This is a genomic window from Shimia sp. R11_0 (genome assembly GCF_017744035.1).
GTDB classification, from domain to species: domain Bacteria; phylum Pseudomonadota; class Alphaproteobacteria; order Rhodobacterales; family Rhodobacteraceae; genus Shimia; species Shimia marina.
Window position 1 is genome coordinate 402,021 of the sequence record NZ_JAGHQY010000004.1, and the last position, 19,038, is coordinate 421,058.

At 57.4% G+C, this 19,038-nt stretch carries 19 protein-coding genes and 2 tRNA genes; 10 read left to right on the top strand and 11 right to left on the bottom strand.

All coding sequences use genetic code 11. The annotated features are described in order from the left end of the window. Positions 1–31: 31 nt before the first annotated feature. Both J7382_RS11205 and J7382_RS11210 read left to right on the top strand, forming a co-directional pair. A complete protein-coding gene (locus J7382_RS11205; RefSeq protein ID WP_209069108.1) occupies positions 32–2,491 on the top strand; it encodes a UvrD-helicase domain-containing protein in 2,460 nt (819 codons plus the stop codon). A 77-nt stretch (positions 2,492–2,568) separates the two neighbouring features. Continuing rightward, positions 2,569–3,198: a glutathione S-transferase gene (locus tag J7382_RS11210; RefSeq protein WP_209069109.1), complete on the top strand. Its 630-nt coding sequence runs from the start codon at positions 2,569–2,571 to the stop codon at positions 3,196–3,198. Positions 3,199–3,714: 516 nt separating this feature from the next. On the opposite strand, the gene J7382_RS11215 is transcribed toward J7382_RS11210, so the two are convergent. Then, entirely contained in the window at positions 3,715–3,930 is a 216-nt protein-coding gene (locus J7382_RS11215; RefSeq protein ID WP_209069110.1) for a DUF1127 domain-containing protein, read from the bottom strand. Between the two features lie 244 nt (positions 3,931–4,174). Between J7382_RS11215 and J7382_RS11220 the strand changes: the two genes are divergently transcribed. After that, complete coding sequence (locus J7382_RS11220; protein WP_209069111.1) at positions 4,175–5,251, top strand: Mrp/NBP35 family ATP-binding protein; 1,077 nt, start codon at positions 4,175–4,177, stop codon at positions 5,249–5,251. 238 nt (positions 5,252–5,489) lie between these two features. On the opposite strand, the gene J7382_RS11225 is transcribed toward J7382_RS11220, so the two are convergent. The 4 genes from J7382_RS11225 to J7382_RS11240 all read right to left on the bottom strand — a co-directional run bounded on the left by J7382_RS11225 (position 5,490) and on the right by J7382_RS11240 (position 9,609). Next, positions 5,490–5,990, bottom strand: a complete 501-nt coding sequence (locus J7382_RS11225) for a DUF2244 domain-containing protein (protein ID WP_209069112.1) — start codon at positions 5,988–5,990, stop codon at positions 5,490–5,492. Positions 5,991–6,313: 323 nt separating this feature from the next. Next, positions 6,314–7,987, bottom strand: a complete 1,674-nt coding sequence (gene ctaD / locus J7382_RS11230) for a cytochrome c oxidase subunit I (RefSeq protein ID WP_209069113.1) — start codon at positions 7,985–7,987, stop codon at positions 6,314–6,316. A gap of 326 nt (positions 7,988–8,313) precedes the next feature. Next, positions 8,314–9,210: a YHYH protein gene (locus J7382_RS11235; RefSeq protein ID WP_209069114.1), complete on the bottom strand. Its 897-nt coding sequence runs from the start codon at positions 9,208–9,210 to the stop codon at positions 8,314–8,316. A gap of 21 nt (positions 9,211–9,231) precedes the next feature. Further along, the gene (locus J7382_RS11240; RefSeq protein ID WP_209069115.1) at positions 9,232–9,609 is read right to left on the bottom strand and encodes a hypothetical protein; all 378 of its coding nucleotides are present in this window, start codon (positions 9,607–9,609) and stop codon (positions 9,232–9,234) included. Positions 9,610–9,744: 135 nt separating this feature from the next. Between J7382_RS11240 and J7382_RS11245 the strand changes: the two genes are divergently transcribed. Together J7382_RS11245 and J7382_RS11250 are read left to right on the top strand one after the other, a co-directional pair. Continuing rightward, a tRNA-Gly gene (locus J7382_RS11245) sits at positions 9,745–9,819 on the top strand. Positions 9,820–10,021: 202 nt separating this feature from the next. Beyond that, a tRNA-Gly gene (locus J7382_RS11250) sits at positions 10,022–10,096 on the top strand. A 154-nt stretch (positions 10,097–10,250) separates the two neighbouring features. On the opposite strand, the gene J7382_RS11255 is transcribed toward J7382_RS11250, so the two are convergent. The 3 genes from J7382_RS11255 to J7382_RS11265 all read right to left on the bottom strand — a co-directional run bounded on the left by J7382_RS11255 (position 10,251) and on the right by J7382_RS11265 (position 12,965). Next, positions 10,251–11,597: an 8-oxoguanine deaminase gene (locus tag J7382_RS11255; RefSeq protein ID WP_209069116.1), complete on the bottom strand. Its 1,347-nt coding sequence runs from the start codon at positions 11,595–11,597 to the stop codon at positions 10,251–10,253. A gap of 149 nt (positions 11,598–11,746) precedes the next feature. After that, positions 11,747–12,538, bottom strand: a complete 792-nt coding sequence (gene hisN, locus J7382_RS11260; protein ID WP_209069117.1) for a histidinol-phosphatase — start codon at positions 12,536–12,538, stop codon at positions 11,747–11,749. Positions 12,539–12,596: 58 nt separating this feature from the next. Then, positions 12,597–12,965 (bottom strand): helix-turn-helix transcriptional regulator, encoded by a 369-nt coding sequence (locus J7382_RS11265; protein ID WP_209069118.1) that lies wholly within the window; start codon positions 12,963–12,965, stop codon positions 12,597–12,599. A gap of 329 nt (positions 12,966–13,294) precedes the next feature. Between J7382_RS11265 and J7382_RS11270 the strand changes: the two genes are divergently transcribed. Continuing rightward, on the top strand, positions 13,295–14,257 hold the full coding sequence (locus tag J7382_RS11270) for an NADPH:quinone oxidoreductase family protein (protein WP_058239474.1): 963 nt from the start codon (positions 13,295–13,297) through the stop codon (positions 14,255–14,257). On the opposite strand, the gene J7382_RS11275 is transcribed toward J7382_RS11270, so the two are convergent. Beyond that, positions 14,250–15,143, bottom strand: a complete 894-nt coding sequence (locus J7382_RS11275; RefSeq protein ID WP_058239475.1) for a LysR family transcriptional regulator — start codon at positions 15,141–15,143, stop codon at positions 14,250–14,252. The genes J7382_RS11270 and J7382_RS11275 overlap by 8 nt on opposite strands. A 159-nt stretch (positions 15,144–15,302) precedes the next feature. Between J7382_RS11275 and J7382_RS11280 the strand changes: the two genes are divergently transcribed. Beyond that, positions 15,303–15,512 (top strand): DUF1127 domain-containing protein, encoded by a 210-nt coding sequence (locus tag J7382_RS11280; RefSeq protein ID WP_209069119.1) that lies wholly within the window; start codon positions 15,303–15,305, stop codon positions 15,510–15,512. A 155-nt stretch (positions 15,513–15,667) separates the two neighbouring features. Further along, positions 15,668–16,444 carry a Bax inhibitor-1/YccA family protein gene (locus J7382_RS11285; RefSeq protein WP_209069120.1) on the top strand — a complete coding sequence of 259 codons (777 nt, stop codon included), beginning with the start codon at positions 15,668–15,670 and terminating at the stop codon, positions 16,442–16,444. A gap of 101 nt (positions 16,445–16,545) precedes the next feature. On the opposite strand, the gene J7382_RS11290 is transcribed toward J7382_RS11285, so the two are convergent. Further along, complete coding sequence (locus J7382_RS11290) at positions 16,546–17,073, bottom strand: GNAT family N-acetyltransferase (protein ID WP_209069121.1); 528 nt, start codon at positions 17,071–17,073, stop codon at positions 16,546–16,548. 115 nt (positions 17,074–17,188) lie between these two features. After that, positions 17,189–17,356 (bottom strand): 50S ribosomal protein L33, encoded by a 168-nt coding sequence (rpmG, locus tag J7382_RS11295; RefSeq protein ID WP_007814563.1) that lies wholly within the window; start codon positions 17,354–17,356, stop codon positions 17,189–17,191. A gap of 207 nt (positions 17,357–17,563) precedes the next feature. Here rpmG and J7382_RS11300 point away from each other — a divergent pair, with 207 nt between their 5' ends. Together J7382_RS11300 and J7382_RS11305 are read left to right on the top strand one after the other, a co-directional pair. Then, positions 17,564–18,595: an alkane 1-monooxygenase gene (locus tag J7382_RS11300; protein WP_209069122.1), complete on the top strand. Its 1,032-nt coding sequence runs from the start codon at positions 17,564–17,566 to the stop codon at positions 18,593–18,595. A gap of 41 nt (positions 18,596–18,636) precedes the next feature. Beyond that, positions 18,637–19,035 carry a hypothetical protein gene (locus J7382_RS11305; protein WP_209069123.1) on the top strand — a complete coding sequence of 133 codons (399 nt, stop codon included), beginning with the start codon at positions 18,637–18,639 and terminating at the stop codon, positions 19,033–19,035. Positions 19,036–19,038 lie beyond the last annotated feature (3 nt).

A 19,038-nucleotide genomic window follows, 5' to 3' on the forward strand; every position in this document is an offset into this window, starting at 1 on the left:
CCTGAGAGAGCTTTCCGATAAGTTGCCCCCCATGAGCAGTTTTGACGAATTCGACGCCTTCGAAGGCGCGTCCCTTTCCGCCCGGGCAATGATGGCGCGGCCCAGTCCCTATTTGGATGAATTGAATCCAGCGCAGCGTGAGGCCGTGGAAACACTGGACGGCCCCGTGCTGATGCTCGCAGGCGCAGGCACAGGGAAAACAAAAGCTTTAACAGCGCGGATTGTACATTTGCTCAACACAAACCGTGCGCGCCCCAATGAGATTTTGGCCGTCACCTTCACCAACAAAGCCGCGCGAGAGATGAAAAACCGCGTTGGCAATATGCTGGGGCACCAAATTGAGGGCATGCCGTGGCTTGGCACCTTCCATGCGATCTGCGTCAAGCTTCTGCGCCGTCACGCCGAACTGGTCGGCCTGAAAAGCAACTTCACGATTCTCGATACAGATGACCAGCTACGCCTTCTGAAACAATTGGTTGCCGCCGCCAATATCGACGACAAGCGCTGGCCTGCCCGGCAACTCGCCTCGCTTATTGACGGCTGGAAAAACCGTGCCCTGACGCCAGAGAAGCTGCCATCTGCGGACGCAGGTGCCTACAACAACATGGGCGGCACCCTATACGCCCAATATCAAACCCGCCTGAAAGAGTTGAACGCGGTGGATTTTGGCGATCTGCTTTTGCATATGGTCACCATCTTTCAGGACAATCCGGACATTCTAGCCAACTATCAACGCTGGTTCCGCTATATCCTTGTGGACGAATACCAGGATACCAACGTCGCACAATATCTCTGGCTGCGGCTTCTGGCCTCAGCCCACAAAAACATCTGCTGCGTTGGGGATGATGATCAGTCGATCTACGGCTGGCGCGGCGCAGAAGTGGGCAACATCCTTCGGTTTGAAAAGGATTTCCCCGGCGCGCATGTGGTACGGCTGGAACAGAATTATCGCTCTACCGGCAACATCCTAGCCGCCGCCTCCAGCGTTATTCGTGGCAATGAAAACCGCCTTGGCAAAGAGCTTTGGACCGAAGCGGATATGGGCGACAAGGTGCGCCTTATTGGCCATTGGGACGGTGAAGAAGAAGCGCGCTGGATCGGTGAAGAGGTCGAAGCCATGCAGCGGGGCACACGCGGCCTTGCTCCCAAATCACTCGAAGACATGGCGATTCTCGTGCGCGCATCCCATCAGATGCGCGCCTTTGAAGATCGCTTTCTGACCATTGGCCTGCCCTATCGCGTCATCGGTGGGCCACGCTTTTATGAGCGTTTGGAAATCCGCGATGCCATGGCCTATTTCCGGCTGGTGGTCAGCCCGGACGACGACCTCGCCTTTGAGCGGATTGTAAACACCCCCAAACGCGGATTGGGAAATGTCGCGCAGCAGAAAATTCAGGACCGTAGACGGAAAGCGGTTGATGAACTCGACAGGCCCGTCAGCCTAGTCGATGGCGCACGTCTGTTATTGGAAGAAAAAGGCATTGGCGGCAAAGGCGCCAAGGAGCTGGGCCTTCTACTTGAGGGACTGGACCGCTGGCGCAAGCAAGGCGCTGCGCCAATGGTAGAAGTCCCGCTGGACGATGATGCTGTGATCGATGATGGCGTCACACAGACCGCCATGCGCCTCCAAGAAGGAGACGCCGAGCTCAACCACGTAGAACTTGCGCAAGTGATCTTGGATGAATCCGGCTACACCGCCATGTGGCAGAATGACAAAACGCCAGAAGCGCCGGGGCGTCTGGAGAACCTGAAAGAACTGATCAAAGCACTGGAAAGCTTTGACAATCTTCAAGGTTTTCTCGAACATGTCAGCCTGATCATGGACAATGAAAGCGAAGACGCGGAACAGAAGATCTCCATCATGACACTGCACGCCGCCAAAGGGCTTGAATTTCCAGCGGTGTTTTTACCCGGCTGGGAGGACGGCCTGTTTCCGAGTCAGCGCAGCATGGATGAGAGCGGCCTCAAGGGCCTCGAAGAAGAGCGGCGGCTGGCCTATGTGGGAATCACCCGCGCCGAAGAAATCTGCACCATCTCTTTTGCAGGAAACCGCCGCGTGTTTGGACAATGGCAAAGCCAGCTTCCGTCTCGCTTCATTGATGAACTTTCTGAGGAAAACGTTGAGGTCCTCACGCCTCCGGGGCTCTATGGGCATGGCGGTGGATCACGGGACTTTGGCGGCAGCTTTGGCCAGTCCGGCCTTGAGCAGTCCGCCATGCGGGCCGACGCCTACAACTCGCCCGGCTGGAAACGCATGCAATCCCGCGCGGGCCAATATGGCACCAGCCAGCCCAAAGAGAGCGCTTCATCCGCCATCAACCTGGCCGCGGAAAGCAGCTTTATGGTGGGCGAACGCGTCTTCCATCAAAAGTTTGGCTATGGAAATGTGCTCGCCATAGAGGGAGAAAAGCTCTCTGTGGGCTTTGACAAAGCCGGAGAGAAAAAGCTGGTCGCGCGCTTCCTCAGCAAGGCCAATGACATTCCCTTCTGACCTGACGTCGACGGTGCACTGCTGGCGTTGACAGAACGTCAGGCGGGAAGGTCATCTGGTTCAAACAGGAGGACCAGATGATTTTTTATGACTGCGCCACTGCCCCAAGCCCGCGCCGCGCTCGCATGTTTATCGCAGAGAAAGGTCTGCGCATTGAAACCCGCCAGGTGGACCTGCGTAACGATGGCCACCGACAGCCGGATTTTCTGAAACTCAATCCGCATGGAACGGTGCCGGTGCTGATCACCGAAACAGGTCAGAGTCTCACCGAAAACATCGCCATTGCCGCCTATTTGGAAGCGTTACACCCCACGCCAGCGCTCATGGGGGACACCGCAGATGAAAAGGCGGCCATTTTGATGTGGAATGCCATCTGCGAATCGCATGGCGGCATGGCGATTGCCGAAGCCCTGCGCAATGGATCCCCTGCCCTCAAAGGACGCGCGTTGCCGGGTGCCGTTGACTTTGAGCAAATACCGGCCCTTGCAGAGCGCGGGTTAAAACGCCTTGGGTTGTTCTTCACCACACTCGAAACCCGCCTTCGGGACAGTGACTGGCTTGCCGGAGACAGCTTCAGCATGGCGGACATAACGGGCTTTGTTTTCTGCGATTTTGCACGAATCGTTAAAATGCCGGTTCCTGCCGACAATCAGGCGACGCAGGCATGGATGTCAAAAGTGCAGAGTCGCCCAAGCGCTAGCCTTTAACAATCTGATTTCACGAACAGAACATAAAGGCGCTCTTCGGAGCGTCTTTTGCTGTGCGCAGCTTGGGAGGAACCGTTTCAGGATTGGCAACTGATGATGTTGAAGGGGAGCAGCGGCGACATCAGGGAGGAGGAGAGATGTCGCCGCGCTTGACACAAAGGGCTCAGGGAGGAGGAAAGAGCCCTTTGATACCGGTGCCTCGCGGGAGGCGAATTTCAAGTGCGGCAGCACCAGGGAGGAGGAGAGGTGCTGCCGCTCTAGTCTCAAGAGATCTCAGGGAGGAGGAGAGAGACCGCTTGATTCCGGTGGGCGTTGAGCCCGAATAAGCTGCGACGATACCAGGGAGGAGGAGAGGCATCGTCGCTTTGTTCAAGCCACTCCAGGGAGGAGGAGAGGAGAGACTTGATCTGGTTTGGACCGTTCTGGTCCGGTGTTCCCTACGACGACACCAGGGAGGAGGAGAGGCATCGTCGCAGTCATGGAGAACCAAAAGGGAGGAATGGCTCTCCGAAAGTCTTATGCGTCGCGGCTGGCTTCGAGGGCCAAGCGGCGGATCATGGAGCGATGCAAACCAAGGTCTGCCAGCTCACGGTTAGACAGTGCGCTTAGCTCACTGACGGTCTCGCGATAGACGCGGTATTTGCGAACACGCTCCGCAACATTTGCGAAAAAGACCGAAAGGCCGGATGCCTTGGAAACTGCTGTTTCAGCGTGATTTGCTACATATGCCATGTCGTCTCTCTCAGTCAGGCGCATCGTCTGTTGTCTTGTGATTGGTGATATAGGGTTATGCTGCGACTGCACAATAGACGGTCTCGCAAAGCAGTTATGCACCTAGGGTATAGCGGACGTTACGTTAAGGTAAACTGCGGAAAAAATGAGCAAGATGCGGATTTGGTTGAAGAAATGTGAAATTTTTACTACATGATAAACGAGATTTTGCTCGGATTTTGCACCTGCAGCATAGGAGTTCAGCATGCCAATCACTAAGGAAGAAATTCAGGCTGTTTTGGCTAAATTGGAATTGCCGGGTGGTGGAAACCTTATTTCCAGAGACTTTGTTCGCGCCCTAAGCATTCGCGAAAAAAATGTGCAATTTGTCATCGAAGCCCCGAACGCAGAAATTGCCCGACTGATGGAGCCGCTGCGCAAAGCTGCAGAAGCAAGCGTTGCCGCGTTGGACGGTGTCGACTCCGTTCAGGTTGCGGTGACCGCACATACGGAGGCCTCCTCCGCCAAGCCTGCGGCCCCGAGCCTGAAAATCGGCGGCCATCCAAAACCGCAGGCTGGCCCGATGAAGGTCGCCGGGGTGGCGCGTATCTTAGCGGTTGGATCTGGCAAAGGCGGCGTTGGCAAATCCACCGTCAGTTCCAACCTTGCTGTGGCCCTTGCCAAACAGGGGCGCAAAGTCGGCCTCCTGGACGCTGATATCTACGGGCCAAGCCAGCCACGCATGATGGGCGTGCACAAACGCCCCGCCTCTCCTGATGGCAAAACCATCATACCTTTACAGTCACATGGCGTGACAGTGATGTCCCTCGGCTTGATGCTGGAAGAAGACAAACCGGTTGTGTGGCGGGGGCCTATGTTGATGGGGGCCCTGCAACAAATGCTCACACAGGTGCAATGGGGCGAGCTGGATGTGCTGATCGTAGATCTGCCTCCGGGCACAGGTGACGTGCAGCTGACGCTCTGTCAAAAGACGGAACTAACCGGTGCAATTGTGGTGAGCACGCCGCAGGATGTTGCTCTCCTGGACGCCCGCAAAGCCCTTGGTATGTTTGATCAATTGAAGACACCTGTGCTTGGGCTGGTCGAGAACATGAGCCTGTTTCACTGCCCCAAGTGTGGTCACGAATCTCATATCTTTGGCCACGGCGGTGTGGCTGCTGAAGCTGAGAAACTTGGTGTACCTTTGTTGGGCGCCCTGCCGATCGATCTGGACACGCGCCTTGCCGGTGATGGGGGCACGCCCATTGCAGCAGGCGAGAGTGATATGGCCGCAGCCTACGGCCGGATAGCCGAAGGGTTGATTCGTGGCGGGATGGCATAGGCTCAAGGCGTCAGCCTTGAGCCACGCCCAACGCCAAACAAGCAGCTTGCTGTGCAGCTCTGGCGGCGGGAGCCTCCGCCCCCGTTAAATGACGCCCTGTTAAGCTATTCAGCGCCCCCGAATCGGGGGATTTCACATGTCGGTATTGCGTCGGTATTCCAACGGTAGTGCGGAGGTGGTGTTTCCTCGCCCTCAAAACAGCGCGGTTTGCCCTATGTGTTAAGACACCGACCGCAGCTCAACGCGAAGCAGCAACGCTCCGGCGCAGAAAATCGTCCAGCTCACCATAGAGCTGTGTGCGCTCCTCCTCTGAGAGGAAACGGCCAATCTCAACCTGACGCCCATTTCCAGACAGGGTCACATAATGCGGCACGGGGCCACCGGTCACATGCATCTCCACTCTGACCCAATAGACATTGCACGCCCATTCCTGAGCAGTGCCACGGGCGGGCTTGTGGCAAAGGCGCAGCTCATCTCCGGACAGCGTCAGTTCCTCCAGAATATCCCCATCCCTGTAAGACCGCTCCAGCCCCCACCAGAGCCCGGCCACCATCACCAGAATAAACGGCAGAATCCCCCACAATAGAACCGTCCCCAACACGCCGAACAATGGGATGACCCCCATCACAAAGGCAAAGAGCACCATCGCGGCAAATCCCCGTCGCGGCAATGAACGGTGTGGCCACAAGGTCAGGGCGGGATGTTGGGGAGACGCGGCTTCTGTCCAGCGGTACGGCATCGGTTTATCTCTTCTCAAAAACGGTAGGGCGCGATCAGGTGGTTTGCGCCCCTGCACCCCCCTGCCCTGTTTTGCGGAACTTACGCCAAGATGCGCAAGCCTCCAAGCACGCGGACCGCCCCCCACGACATGCCACAGTTTCTGACCCCACTCTGCCTGCTCTTTTCCGTTACGATTAGAGACACAGGGCGGATCAGCGCGCGGTTGTTTTGCGATCTGTGGGCAGAAGAGCCGCCCTCAGGCGCGGCATAGTGCTCAAAGCAAAAGGCCCCGATGCCTGTGCAATCGGAGCCTTTCAATCTCAATACTGAAACGGCGTCAGCTTAGTGGCTGTGGCCTTTGTCCCAGTCTTCCTGCTTGGGCAGGATTTCGAAAGTATGCTCTGGGGGTGGGCTCGGCAGAGTCCATTCCAGAGTGTCTGCGTATTCGTTCCAGTAGTTGTTCTCGGTCACGCGGCGACCTGCGAACAGGGAGTAGAGCACCACACCGAAGAAGAACAGGAAGGACGCAAAGGAGATAAACGCGCCGTAGGAACTGATCTTGTTCCAATATGCAAAGGCTTCCGGATAGTCGATGTAACGACGTGGCATGCCCTGACGCCCCAAGAAGTGCTGTGGGAAGAAGGTCAGGTTGGCGCCGATGAAGAACAGCCAGAAGTGCAGCTTGCCGGCCCACTCTGGGTAATGACGACCGGTCATTTTGCCAAAGTAGAAGTAGATGCCAGCGAAGATCGCAAAGACCGCGCCCAAGCTCATCACATAGTGGAAGTGCGCCACCACATAATATGTGTCGTGGTAGTAGCGATCCACAGAGGCTTGCGACAGTACGATGCCGGTCACGCCGCCCATGGTGAAGAGGAAGAGGAAACCAAAGGCCCAGAGCATCGGTGTTTTGAACTCGATGGAGCCGCCCCACATGGTGGCGATCCAAGAGAAGATTTTCACACCTGTCGGCACCGCGATGACCATGGTGGCCAGCATGAAGTAAGACTGCTGGGTCAGGGACATGCCAGCCGTGTACATGTGGTGTGCCCACACAACAAAGCCCAGCGCGCCAATCGCGATGATCGCCCAGACCATTGGCAGGTAGCCGAAGACCGGCTTACGCGCAAAGGTCGCAATCACGTGAGAGATGATGCCGAAGCCCGGCAGGATCACGATATAAACTTCCGGGTGGCCGAAGAACCAAAGGATGTGTTGATACAGGATCGGGTCACCGCCACCAGCTGGATCAAAGAAGGTGGTGCCGAAGTTACGGTCGGTCAGCAACATGGTGATCGCACCGGCCAGAACTGGCAGCGCCAGAAGGATCAGCCATGCGGTCACGAAGATGGACCATGCAAACAGAGGCACTTTGAACAGGGTCATGCCGGGGGCACGCATGTTCAAGAAGGTGGTGATAATGTTGATCGCACCAAGGATGGAGGAGGCACCGGAGACGTGGACCGCAAAGATCGCGAGGTCCATGGACATGCCGCCTTCATTGGTGGAGAGCGGTGGATACAGAACCCAACCCACACCAGAGCCCAATTGGTCGTTGCCGCCCGGTGCAAGCATGGAGGCCACGCCCAGCGCGGTACCAGCGACATAGAGCCAGAAGCTGAGGTTGTTCATCCGTGGGAACGCCATGTCCGGCGCACCGATCTGCAGCGGCATGAAGTAGTTACCAAAACCACCGAAGAGCGCGGGAATCACCACGAAGAACATCATCAGAACGCCGTGATAGGTGATCAGAACGTTCCAGAGATGGCCGTTTGGCGTACAGGGGCCTTCGCCACCGCCAAAGAAGCGTGCGCCTTCCAGACACATGTATTGCACGCCTGGATCCATAAGCTCCATGCGCATCAATACGGTGAAGAAAACTGAGATCAAACCGGCCAGGGCCGAGACGATCAGATAGAGAAGACCAATGTCTTTATGGTTGGTGGACATAAACCAACGAGTGAAAAACCCTCGCTCGTCTTCATGGTCGTGGCCTGAAATGGCTGCGTCTGCCATGCCTCGCCTCCTGCTGGTATGTTTACTGGCTCGCGGAATCTCGCCGATGCCGCCTGTTCCCCGCCGTTTTAGTTGGCTCTGCCGGTGCTCGCAATCTCCGTATTTGACGCAGATCAAAATAAAATGTCGCACCCAAGGCGCGATCGACGGGCATGGGATGGACCTAAAAATGAATTTTTCCAATTAAAATCAATATTTTAGATCAAAAATTCCAAGAACATGCTTGAAGCGGACCTCAAATAGGGGAGGGGCTGGGGGTGATCCGCGCAACTCTCATTATTTGACAGGCCAGCCCACTGCGCGGCTCCTGTTCGCCGCGCGGCCGGTCAGCGTCGCTTTCGAAAACTGAGGTCAGGCGTGCCTTTGTGACAGCGGGGAATCACTGGAAACGCCTCTGTGAGGAAATAGGCATAGGTGCCCTGCGGGGCCTCTGGTGTGCTCACAACCGCGCCATTGCATGCATCCAGACGGCCCGATCCTGCGACATATATATAGTCTTGCACAAACGTGCCGTCATACTCTCCGGCCGGGCCACCCGCGGGGCGGCGGCCCGGCTTGAGCTGATAGGAACTTGTCATTTCTACCAACTGGCCATTCTGGACGGCGGTGATGGCATAGATCGGAAAACCGTCTGCGGCATAGCCGACCAATGGCGACGGTTGGCGGGTCGACCAGCCGAGACGGTTGAGCAGGCCAATGGGCAAGCCATGATAGTGATAGGCGCCATTGGGTTGCACATGGCCATAGTTGGCATCCAGCCCGAGCGACACAGCCCCGCCCAAGGCTTCGTATTGCCAGCCGGATCGAGGATTGCCTTGCCAGAATTCTGCTGCGGCTGGGTCAAAAGGCACCCCGTTCAGCGCCACACCAAATAGAGAGCGCTTGAGAGGCCGTGCCTCTGCACCCTGAGGCTTTGGTTTCAGCGGCACCGCAAAGCGATAGGACTGTGCTTTGATCCGATGCGGATTGCCGCGATTGGGGAACCGGCCAACTTTGTGATCGGGCACCCCATTGGCTTTGATGATCCGGGAGGTGCCCTGCTCTGTGATCTTGACCCACGCGCGCCCGGCGGAGCGGGTGGCGCTCACAAGCGCGAGGGTCTGGGATTGCGTGGCGGTATGGGCCCGCAGAGGTGGGCGCCCCTGTGCCTCCGCTTTCGCCACGAATCCCAATGCGAGGGCCAACACCAAAGCTGCGATTTTTGCATTTCCCGTGAAGGACATCCGTTCCCCTCCCCTCTCTTCTTATAGCGTGACCGTCACCGGTCCTTTGCCGTGTTCTCCAAAATCCAGCATGAGCGTGAAAATTCCTGGCACATCGTCGCGAAAGCGCAGCGAGACGGGTGCCTCGACCAAAGCGCCTGCTGGCACAGCGGTTTTCACCGCATTCAGCACCTGCGCGTTTTCGACTGCCACAGTTTCCAGCATCACCGCATCGCGCCCCTGATTGAGGAAAGTCACGATCAAATGCAGGGTCCGCCCCCGACGTTTGCGCAGCGCAACGCTGGTTTTGACATGAGACACGCCATGGCCCTCATGTGACAATGCCGGGGCAGCGGCCAAGATAGGGCAGGCCAGAAAGGCCAAGAGGAGTTTGCGTCGGTTCATAACTGTAAGCATCACTTTGAGTTGCCTGTTAAAGGTAAAACGCAGGGTGTCATGAATTCCGGCGCAAGAAATCCAAATATTTTTCACCCAAGTGCATTTTCCTCTTGCAGCTCACCGCGAGTCTTTATATTCCACGCCTCACCCAAGGAAGCGGGCGTAGCTCAGGGGTAGAGCATAACCTTGCCAAGGTTAGGGTCGGGCGTTCGAATCGCCTCGCCCGCTCCAAAATCTCCCAAGATGGAGAGGACGGAATTTCCTAGGGACACAGTGAAAAAGGCGCGGATTTATCCGCGCCTTTTCGCGTTTCTGCCCTACTCTTCCGATAAAAATGCGCTTTGAAAAATAATCGTCCTTCAGGGGGAATTTCTGTGATTTTTGCTCTTGCAGTCCCCCGGCGGGATGGGTAAATCACGGCCATCCAAACGGCGCGGGCGTAGCTCAGGGGTAGAGCATAACCTTGCCAAGGTTAGGGTCGGGCGTTCGAATCGCCTCGCCCGCTCCATTTGGATCAAATCGAAAAGGCGCTGAGAGCACTCTCAGCGCCTTTCGTTTTTCACACCCCATCGAACCCCAAGCTTGCCCAGGCCCAAGGCCTGTCGCGTTTCGGGCTTAGCTTGAGACGCGAATACCCTGCCATAGGTAAAACCCGAAACGCTTTATTCCGCCAATGCGCGGGCCAAAGCATTTTGCCGGGCCATCACAGCCCGCAGATCAAGGGTCGTCACCTGACCATCGCGCACGATTTGGCGGCCCTCAACAAAAAGATCCCGCACCGTCGTCGGCCCCGCCAGCAGAAGGGCCACCGGATCCCAACTCCCTGCAGCTTCGATGCCCGACACATCCCAGAGCGCCAGATCCGCACGCTTGCCCACCGCGATCTGACCACAGTCGTGACGTCCCAGAATCTCCGCCCCACCTCGCGTGGCAATCTCCAGCGCCTCCCGTGCGCTCATCGCATCTGCGCCCTGCGCAACACGTTGCAACAACATGGCCTGACGGGCCTCAAGAATCAGATTGCCCGCGTCATTTGAGGCAGACCCATCCACCCCCAATCCTACGGGCACCCCCGCATCCCGCATGGCGCGAACCGGGGCAATGCCGCTGCCCAGACGACAATTGGAACATGGACAATGCGCCACGCCTGTTTTGGTGCGCGCGAAGAGATCAATTTCCGTTGGGTCAAGTTTCACGCAATGGGCGTGCCATACATCTTCCCCCACCCAGCCGAGCTCTTCGGCGTATTGTCCGGGACGACAACCGAAGGTGGCAAGGGAATAGGCGATGTCTTCGTCGTTCTCAGCGAGGTGCGTATGGAGCATGACAGATTTGTCTCGCGCCAAAAGAGCAGCCTCACGCATCAGATCGCGGCTGACAGAGAAAGGAGAACATGGCGCGACTCCAACGCGCACCATGCTACCCTCGGCAGCATCATGGTGCAGGTCGATCAGTCGAATGGCATCCTCCAGAATGTCTGCTTCCTTTTCCACCAGCATATCCGGTGGCAGGCCGCCGTCGCTTTCTCCGATGCTCATCGCACCACGCGTTGGATGAAAGCGCATTCCAATCTGGCCCGCTGCGGCGATGGTATCATCAAGTCGGGCACCATTGGGATACAGATAGAGATGATCGGAGGTCAGCGTGCAGCCGGACAAAGCCAACTCTGCCAACCCGACCAAAGCAGAGACATGCATCTCCTCTGGGCCAAAGCGCGACCAGATTGGGTAGAGGGTTTTTAGCCACCCAAACAGCAGAGCGTCCTGACCGCCAGGCACCGCACGCGTCAGGGTTTGGTAGAGGTGGTGGTGGGTGTTGACCAGACCGGGCGTCACCACACAGCCCTCTGCGCGGATCACCTCTGCGCCCTGCGGGTCCAAATTGGGGCCGATTTCAGCGATCACACCATTGGCGATGCGTACATCCTGATCAGGCAGCTCACGCCGGTCATCATCCATAGTGACCACAACCCGCGCTGCGGTAATCAGATAGCTGTTGTTTGCGAGCATATGCGCACTCCTGGGCCAAAAATATGGCCCGATTCGGATGCGTTTTCTGAGGCGCAGCGACAGAATACGGGCAAAGGACTCGCAGCGCGCAACCACCATAGAGGGCAGCAGCCCATGCAATCAAGCCCTGAGGTGTCGGCTCGTGCGGCTCACCCGGCGTTAAGGAGTTCCAGCGCTTGCTGATGAAGTTCGGCATTGGCGGCCGCCACCACTTGCCCGCCCATGTGGACCGGCGCACCCTGCCAGTTGGTCACAAGCCCGCCTGCGGCTTCGATCACGGCAATCGGCGCCTGAATATCATAGGCATTCAACCCAGCCTCGATCACAAGATCCACCTGCCCCACCGCCACAAGCGCATAGGCATAGCAATCCATGCCATAGCGGGTCAGTTTGACATTTTTAGACACGCGTTCAAAGGCTTGGCGTTCGGCCTCGGTCCCCACTTCGGGGAAGGTGGAAAACAACGTGGCCTCCGAAAGCTGCGCCGTCTGCCGCGTGTGAAAGGCAGTCGCGCCCATGGGGCCTTGCGCCTCGGCCACACCGAGGCCACCGCGAAATCGCTCACCGATATAGGGCTGATCGACGACCCCATAGATGGGACCATTGTCATCAGACACAGCAATCAGCACCCCCCAAGTGGGCGTTCCGGTGATGAAGCCCCGCGTGCCGTCGATTGGATCCAACACCCAGGTCAGCCCGCTTGTGCCGGGCTGATTGCCAAACTCCTCTCCCAAGATGGCATCCTGCGGTCGTTGTTCTTGCAGCACGGCGCGCATGGCTTGTTCTGCGGCGCGGTCCGCCACGGTCACAGGATCAAACCCGCCCATCAGCTTGTTATCCGCTGTCAGGGCGCGGTTGCGAAAATGGGGAAGAATGGCAGATCTAGCCGCATCCGCCATGGCATCAGCCACGGCCACCAATGCATCACGATCGTGGGTCATGAGATTCATCTCCGCTCTGAGCTGGTCGCAGAGGACCTAGCTCAGAGCAGGATCAAACTCAAGCAACGTCGCTCAGAACCCGCGCCAGTTCAAACAGACGACGGCGCTGATTTTCAGGGATCGCATAATAGCTGCGGATCAGATCCAGTGCCTCTTTGTCCGCCATGATATCCGACGGCACAGACTGCGTTGCACCGCCGTCTTTGTCATTTTCCAGACCTTCAAAGAAGAAGCTCACCGGAACATCCAGAGCATCGGAAATGTCCCAAAGACGAGAGGCGCTGACCCTATTGGCCCCGGTCTCGTACTTCTGGATTTGTTGGAACTTGATGCCGACCTGCTCCGCCAATTGCTGTTGGGTCATCCCCGTCAACCAACGACGCTGCCGGATCTTCTTCCCAACATGTACGTCCACCGGATGTGTCATCCCACGTCTCCTTAAGAATCTCTTAGCAGGATAGCACAACAACTTCGCGCACGCCCGAAGGCGGTACTACAATTACAAGTGAAGCTCTCGCGCATCCCATTCGCGATGGTTCACCTTAGCAGTTCTGGCCTTATAATCAAGAGCTCCAAATTGCTGTCAAAGTTAAGCATTTGCTGGCTTTTGCACGCATGAATTGTCTCCAGTTTGCCGCCTATTCGCACAAGGACCCGCATCCCCGTGACGTGAAGTCACAATCAGCGGTTTTCACAGCGTCATCTTTGACTTGCGCGCGTTAGGATGTGTAATCGCCCTATCACGAGGAGAGAACCATGCGCGCATTCCAAGTCACATCCCACGACGCCCCACCCTCATTGGTTGATTTGCCGGTGCCGGACCCCGGCCCTGGTCAGATCCGTGTGAAGATCCGGGCCTGCGCATTGAACTTCGGTGATCTGCTGATGATCAAGGGCACCTATCAGGCCACACCGCCGGTTCCCTTTACGCTGGGAATGGAGGTTGCCGGAGAAGTGGACGCGCTTGGCGACGGCGTAAAAGGGCCCGCCATTGGCACCCGCGTTCTGGTGTTTGGCGGCAGCGGGGGCCTCGCAGAATATGGCGTTTATGACGCTGCTGGCGCGGTGCCCATTCCCGATAACATGCGTTTTGAAGATGCCGCCGCTTTCCCTGTGGCCTATGGCACCAGCCATGTCGCGCTTGACTATCGCGCACGCCTGCAACCGGGTGAAAACCTGCTCGTACTGGGCGCCGCCGGGGGCGTGGGTCTGACAGCGGTGGAGCTGGGCAAGCTGATGGGCGCCAATGTGATTGCTTGCGCACGTGGGCGAGATAAACTTGAGGTTGCAAAGTCTGCTGGTGCGGACCACCTGATTGACGCCACCGATGCCGACATCCGTGCGGAGGTCAAGGCCTTGGGTGGTGCGGATGTTGTCTATGATCCGGTCGGCGGCGAGCAGTTCAAGGCCGCCTTCCGCGCCTGTCGGCCTGAAGCGCGCCTGCTGCCCATTGGGTTCGCCTCTGGCGATATTCCCCAGATCCCGGCCAATCACCTTTTGGTGAAGAACCTCACCGTGATGGGCCTATATTGGGGAGGATATATGGCCTTTAAGCCACAGGTCATCGCCAACAGCATGCGCACCCTCTTTGGCTGGTACGGGGAAGGCAAGCTGTCACCGCACGTCAGCCATGTGTTGCCACTGTCAGAATCAGCAGCCGCCTACGATCTGTTGAGCAGTCGCAAATCCACCGGCAAGGTGGTTGTCTCCGTCAACTGACGATTCCCAAGCGCACCGGGGCGTCGATCTGCGGGCGCATCGGCTGGAAACTCTTGCGCAACAACTCGGCCAAATGGGCGACAACATCGCCCTTGGCCTGCTCTGCACCATACATGTTGATATGCTGCTCTCCCAGTTCGGGCAAAGCACCACCGTGTTCGATCACCTCAAGATGCGGTGGCTCGGTGCCAAGGATCATCTCACCCACCCCGAGATCTGCGGCGATGGTGGCTTCAACGGTGCGATCAGATTCGGTTTCCAGTGCTGACTCCCACTCCACCCCCGCCTTGTCCAAGGCCGCAATGGCGCGCTGACGGAATACACATTGCCGCGCAGAGGCGAAAGGCAGCGGGCGCCGTCGCCACCCTGCTCCGCCTGGCGCACCAATCCAGACCAGAGGCAGCGCACAGAGCCCCTCCGCTGTTTCAGGGGTCTTGGACTCTGTTGTGATGATCAGATCAACCTCACCCTTCTCAAAGATCTCTTTGAGTTGCAGCGTGTAGGAAGAAATCAGGTTCACCTTCACCCTTGGGTAGGCCGCACTGAACTGTTGCAACACGCGGGGAATGGCCGGGTAGACAATGTCATGCGGCACGCCAAGCGAAATCGCGCCTTCAAACTCATCGTCGGAAAGACGGCGCATGATTTCATCGTTCAAGGTCACCATGCGCCGGGCGTATCCCAGCATCTGCTCCCCCTCAGGCGTCAGCGCAATGCCGCGCCCGGACCGATCCAAAAGCGAAACCCCAATCAGCTCTTCCAGCCGTTTAAGCTGCATGGACACCGCCGATTGAGTGAGATGCAGAAAGCCTGCGGCCTTGGTCACGCCGCCCATATCCGCAACCGCAACAAAACTTCTGAGCGTGGTGACATCAAGATTTCGCATGAATTTCCCTATTAAAATCAGTGTTCTTGATCATACATCATGATCCGTGATGAAGTTCGTCACAAACATTCGCTTTCAAGATACACCCGTCGCGCCATATACATCAAGTAATTTGATACAGACCACGAAAACAATCGCAATTTAGGAAAGGAGCGACCCATGGCTTTCATCAGCATCCACTCAGCCGCCCCCGGCGCAGGCAAATCTATTCTCTCCCGCCTGAAACAAGCGGCCGCTGTGCGGCGTCAACGGCGCCAGCTGGCACAGCTAGACAGCTTTGCCCTCGATGACCTCGGCCTTACAAATGCCGATGTGCAAGAAGAACTGAAGCGTACCGCTTGGGACGTGCCTGCCCATTGGAAAGGCTAACACCGCTGCAATACGCACTGCCTAAAATCAGCGCGGGTTTTTCGCCCGCGCTGACACCGGAAATCCTTGAATTTACAGCTCCCGTCACCGATATTTAGCCGTGAAACACCCGAAACCGTTGTTTTGGGTACAAGAAAGGTAACTCGGAGGCTTTGATGGCTGAATTCGACACATTGCGCAGCGGCATTGGCGCGCGCACAGCAGATATTGACGCGGGCCTGCGCGCCCACATGAACAAAGTCTACGGCACAATGTCCGTGGGCATGCTGATCACCTTTGCGGCGGCATGGGCCATTTCCGGTCTGGCCGTGACCACAGATCCGTCCGGTGCGACTGCGCAGATCAGCGCAGACAAATATCTGACCTCTTTTGGTTACGCGATCTATGGCTCCCCGCTGAAGTGGGTGATCATGTTTGCACCGCTGCTGTTTGTCTTTGGCTTTGGCGCCGCGATCAACCGCATGTCCGCCTCTGCGGCACAGCTGGTGTTCTACGTATTCGCGGCCGTGATGGGCCTGTCGATCAGCTCGATCTTCCTGGTGTTCACCGGCGAATCCATCATTCAGGTCTTCCTGATCACCGCCATCGCCTTTGCTGGCCTGTCGCTCTATGGCTACACCACAAAGCGTGACCTTGGCCCAATCGGCACCTTCCTGATCATGGGTCTGATCGGCTTGATCATCGCGTCCATCGTGAACATCTTCCTGGCGTCTTCCGCCATGGCGTTTGCGATCTCTGTGATCGGCGTTCTGATCTTCGCTGGCCTGACCGCCTATGACACGCAGAACATCAAGAACACCTATCTCGCACACGCCCACCACGGCGACAGCGAGTGGCTGAGCAAATCCGCCATCATGGGGTCCCTGAGCCTGTATCTGAACTTCATCAACATGTTCATGATGCTGCTGCAGCTGTTCGGCAACCGCGAGTAAGCCAAACAGATATGAAACAGGAAAAGGCCGGTCATTGTGACCGGCCTTTTTTCTTACCACTACAACACCTTAATAGGCGCGCAAAACGCCTCCTACCCGCGTCAGGCCAAGCACGGATCCGCAAGGCGGCGGGTCATCTGCACGGCTGGAAAATGTACCCCGGGTGCGAGTGTCAATTCCACCTCAGCAGCCTTTTCAAACCCCATGGCCTCATAAAAGGGGCGGGCAGTGTAGGTGCTCATGCAGCTCATCTGGCGCATGCCATGCGCCTCAGCAGAAGCCAAGGCAACATCAATCAGCGCCCGCGCAACGCCACGCCGCAGCCAATCTGGGCGGGTGGCAACATGGCGCATATGCCCAAGGTCTGTACCACTGACGCCACGGGAGGGGGAGAGATCGGTCCAACCGCCCGCCCCGACAATAGCGTCCGTCTCGGCACATTCCGCTACAAAATAAGTCCCACAGGACAAGAGCGCGGTCTGGGCAGTTTCGAAAAGCGGCAAAGCTCCTGCCAAGACTTCATCGGAATAATCCGCAGGCAGCAGCTCGGGATAGGACCTCTGATAGAGGTTGGAAAGCGCCGCGCTATCATCACTGGATGCGGGGCGAATAAAGAATGGGCGGGGCATGGGGGACCCTCCTGAAGAAAACGGTTCTGGTGTTTTTTTCAGGCGCGGCTCCCCTCAAAGCAAAAAGCCGCGCCTTGGTCTGGCGCGGCTCTTGCATGTGTCTCAGAGGGGGATCTTATTTGATCTTACCTTCTTTGTACTCGACATGCTTGCGCACCACCGGGTCGTATTTGCGTACGACCATCTTTTCGGTCATGGTACGTGCGTTCTTCTTGGTCACGTAGAAATGGCCAGTGCCCGCTGTCGAGTTCAGACGGATCTTGATGGTCGTCGGCTTCGCCATTGTGCTTCTCCTGCGCGGGGTACAGTTTCCCCGTGTAAATCTCTTGAAGCCCGCCTTTTAAAGATGGTTTGGGCCGAGTCAATAAGATTCCCTAAGAAAAATGTGCAATCTCTGGAAATATCCGTATCGCATGGCTTTGCTGTGCCGCAAGCTACGGATAATTTTCCGGCACGGTGAAAGACCGCAGCGCCTTGGAGGGAATATATCATGGTCTGGTTCTGGATCGCTACAACGATTCCCGTGGTGCTTTTGGCGCTGGCCGGGCTGATGGGCGGCCCTTGGACCGTGGCAGCGCTGCTGTATATGAGCCTGCTTGTGCATGTGATGGATCGGCTTGTGCAGGGTGCTGCGGCAAAGACCGGGGGGGATGGCGAGTTTCCCTCTGGCCTTAGACTGTCGCTGTTTTTGGGGCTGGCGCATTTTCCCCTGATGGGGATCGCAGTGGGCGCGCTGGCTGGGCTGACCGGCATAAGTCTTGGCGCGAAGCTTTGCTGTTTTCTGGCGTTTGGTCTTTTCTTTGGGCAGGTGAGCAATGCCAATGCCCATGAGCTGATCCACAATTCTGCCCGCCTGCCGCGCCGATTGGGCATGTGGGTCTATATCTCTTTGCTGTTTGGGCATCATACCTCGGCACATACCAAGGTGCATCACGTGTGGGTGGCAACGGAGCGGGATCCAAACAGCGCGCGGGATGGAGAGAGCTTTTATCAGTTCTGGCCACGCGCCTGGATCGGGTCTTTCACAGCGGGGCTGAAGGCGGAAAACACCTTGCGCGGGCGCGCCGGCGCGCGGGCATTGGGGCTGCACCCCTATGTACTCTATGTCGGAGGGGCCGCAGGATGTCTGGTGCTGGCAGCGTTTGTGGGCGGGGCAGCGGCTGTCGTGGCCTATATCGCGCTGGCAAGTTATGGCACGATGCAGCTGTTGTTGTCAGACTATGTCCAACACTATGGCCTGCGCCGCGACATGCGCGAAAATGGCAAACCAGAACCAGTAGGCCCCAAACACAGCTGGAACGCGCCGCAGCTTTATACCTCCGCCCTTATGCTCAATGCCCCGCGCCATTCTGACCATCACACCACGCCGAGCCGCGACTACCCTGCGCTCAAACTGGACGAGGTCAGCATGCCAATCCTGCCACGCTCGCTACCACTGATGGCCACGCTGGCCCTCTGGCCGCGCATGTGGCGGCGGGTGATGGACCCGCGCGTGGCAAAACTGCGCGCATCCCAATCATAAGGCTGGATTGACCATGCAAGCTAAGGCAGCATGGGGCCATGATGACACGATGGATTTTTCTGGCCAGCTTGTTGAGCGGTCCGGCTCTTGCCCAAGAGGCGATGACGGCTGCGGAGTTTGAAGCCTACACCGCAGGCAAGACGCTTTTCTTTGAGGCCGATGGCGGCAAATACGGCGTGGAAAAATATCTGCCTAACCGCCGCGTGCGCTGGTCTTTCCTGGATGGGGCGCATCAATGCAAAGACGGCTTCTGGTATGAAGACAGCGGGCAGATCTGCTTTCTCTATGAGGACACCACAGCCCCGCAATGCTGGAGCTTTTATGCAGGGGCCGACGGGCTGACAGCGAAGTTTGAAAACGACCCTGACGGGACTGTGCTTTATGAACTGGAAGCCGCCGGTGACGAGATGATTTGCTTGGGACCGGACGTGGGCGTGTGACGT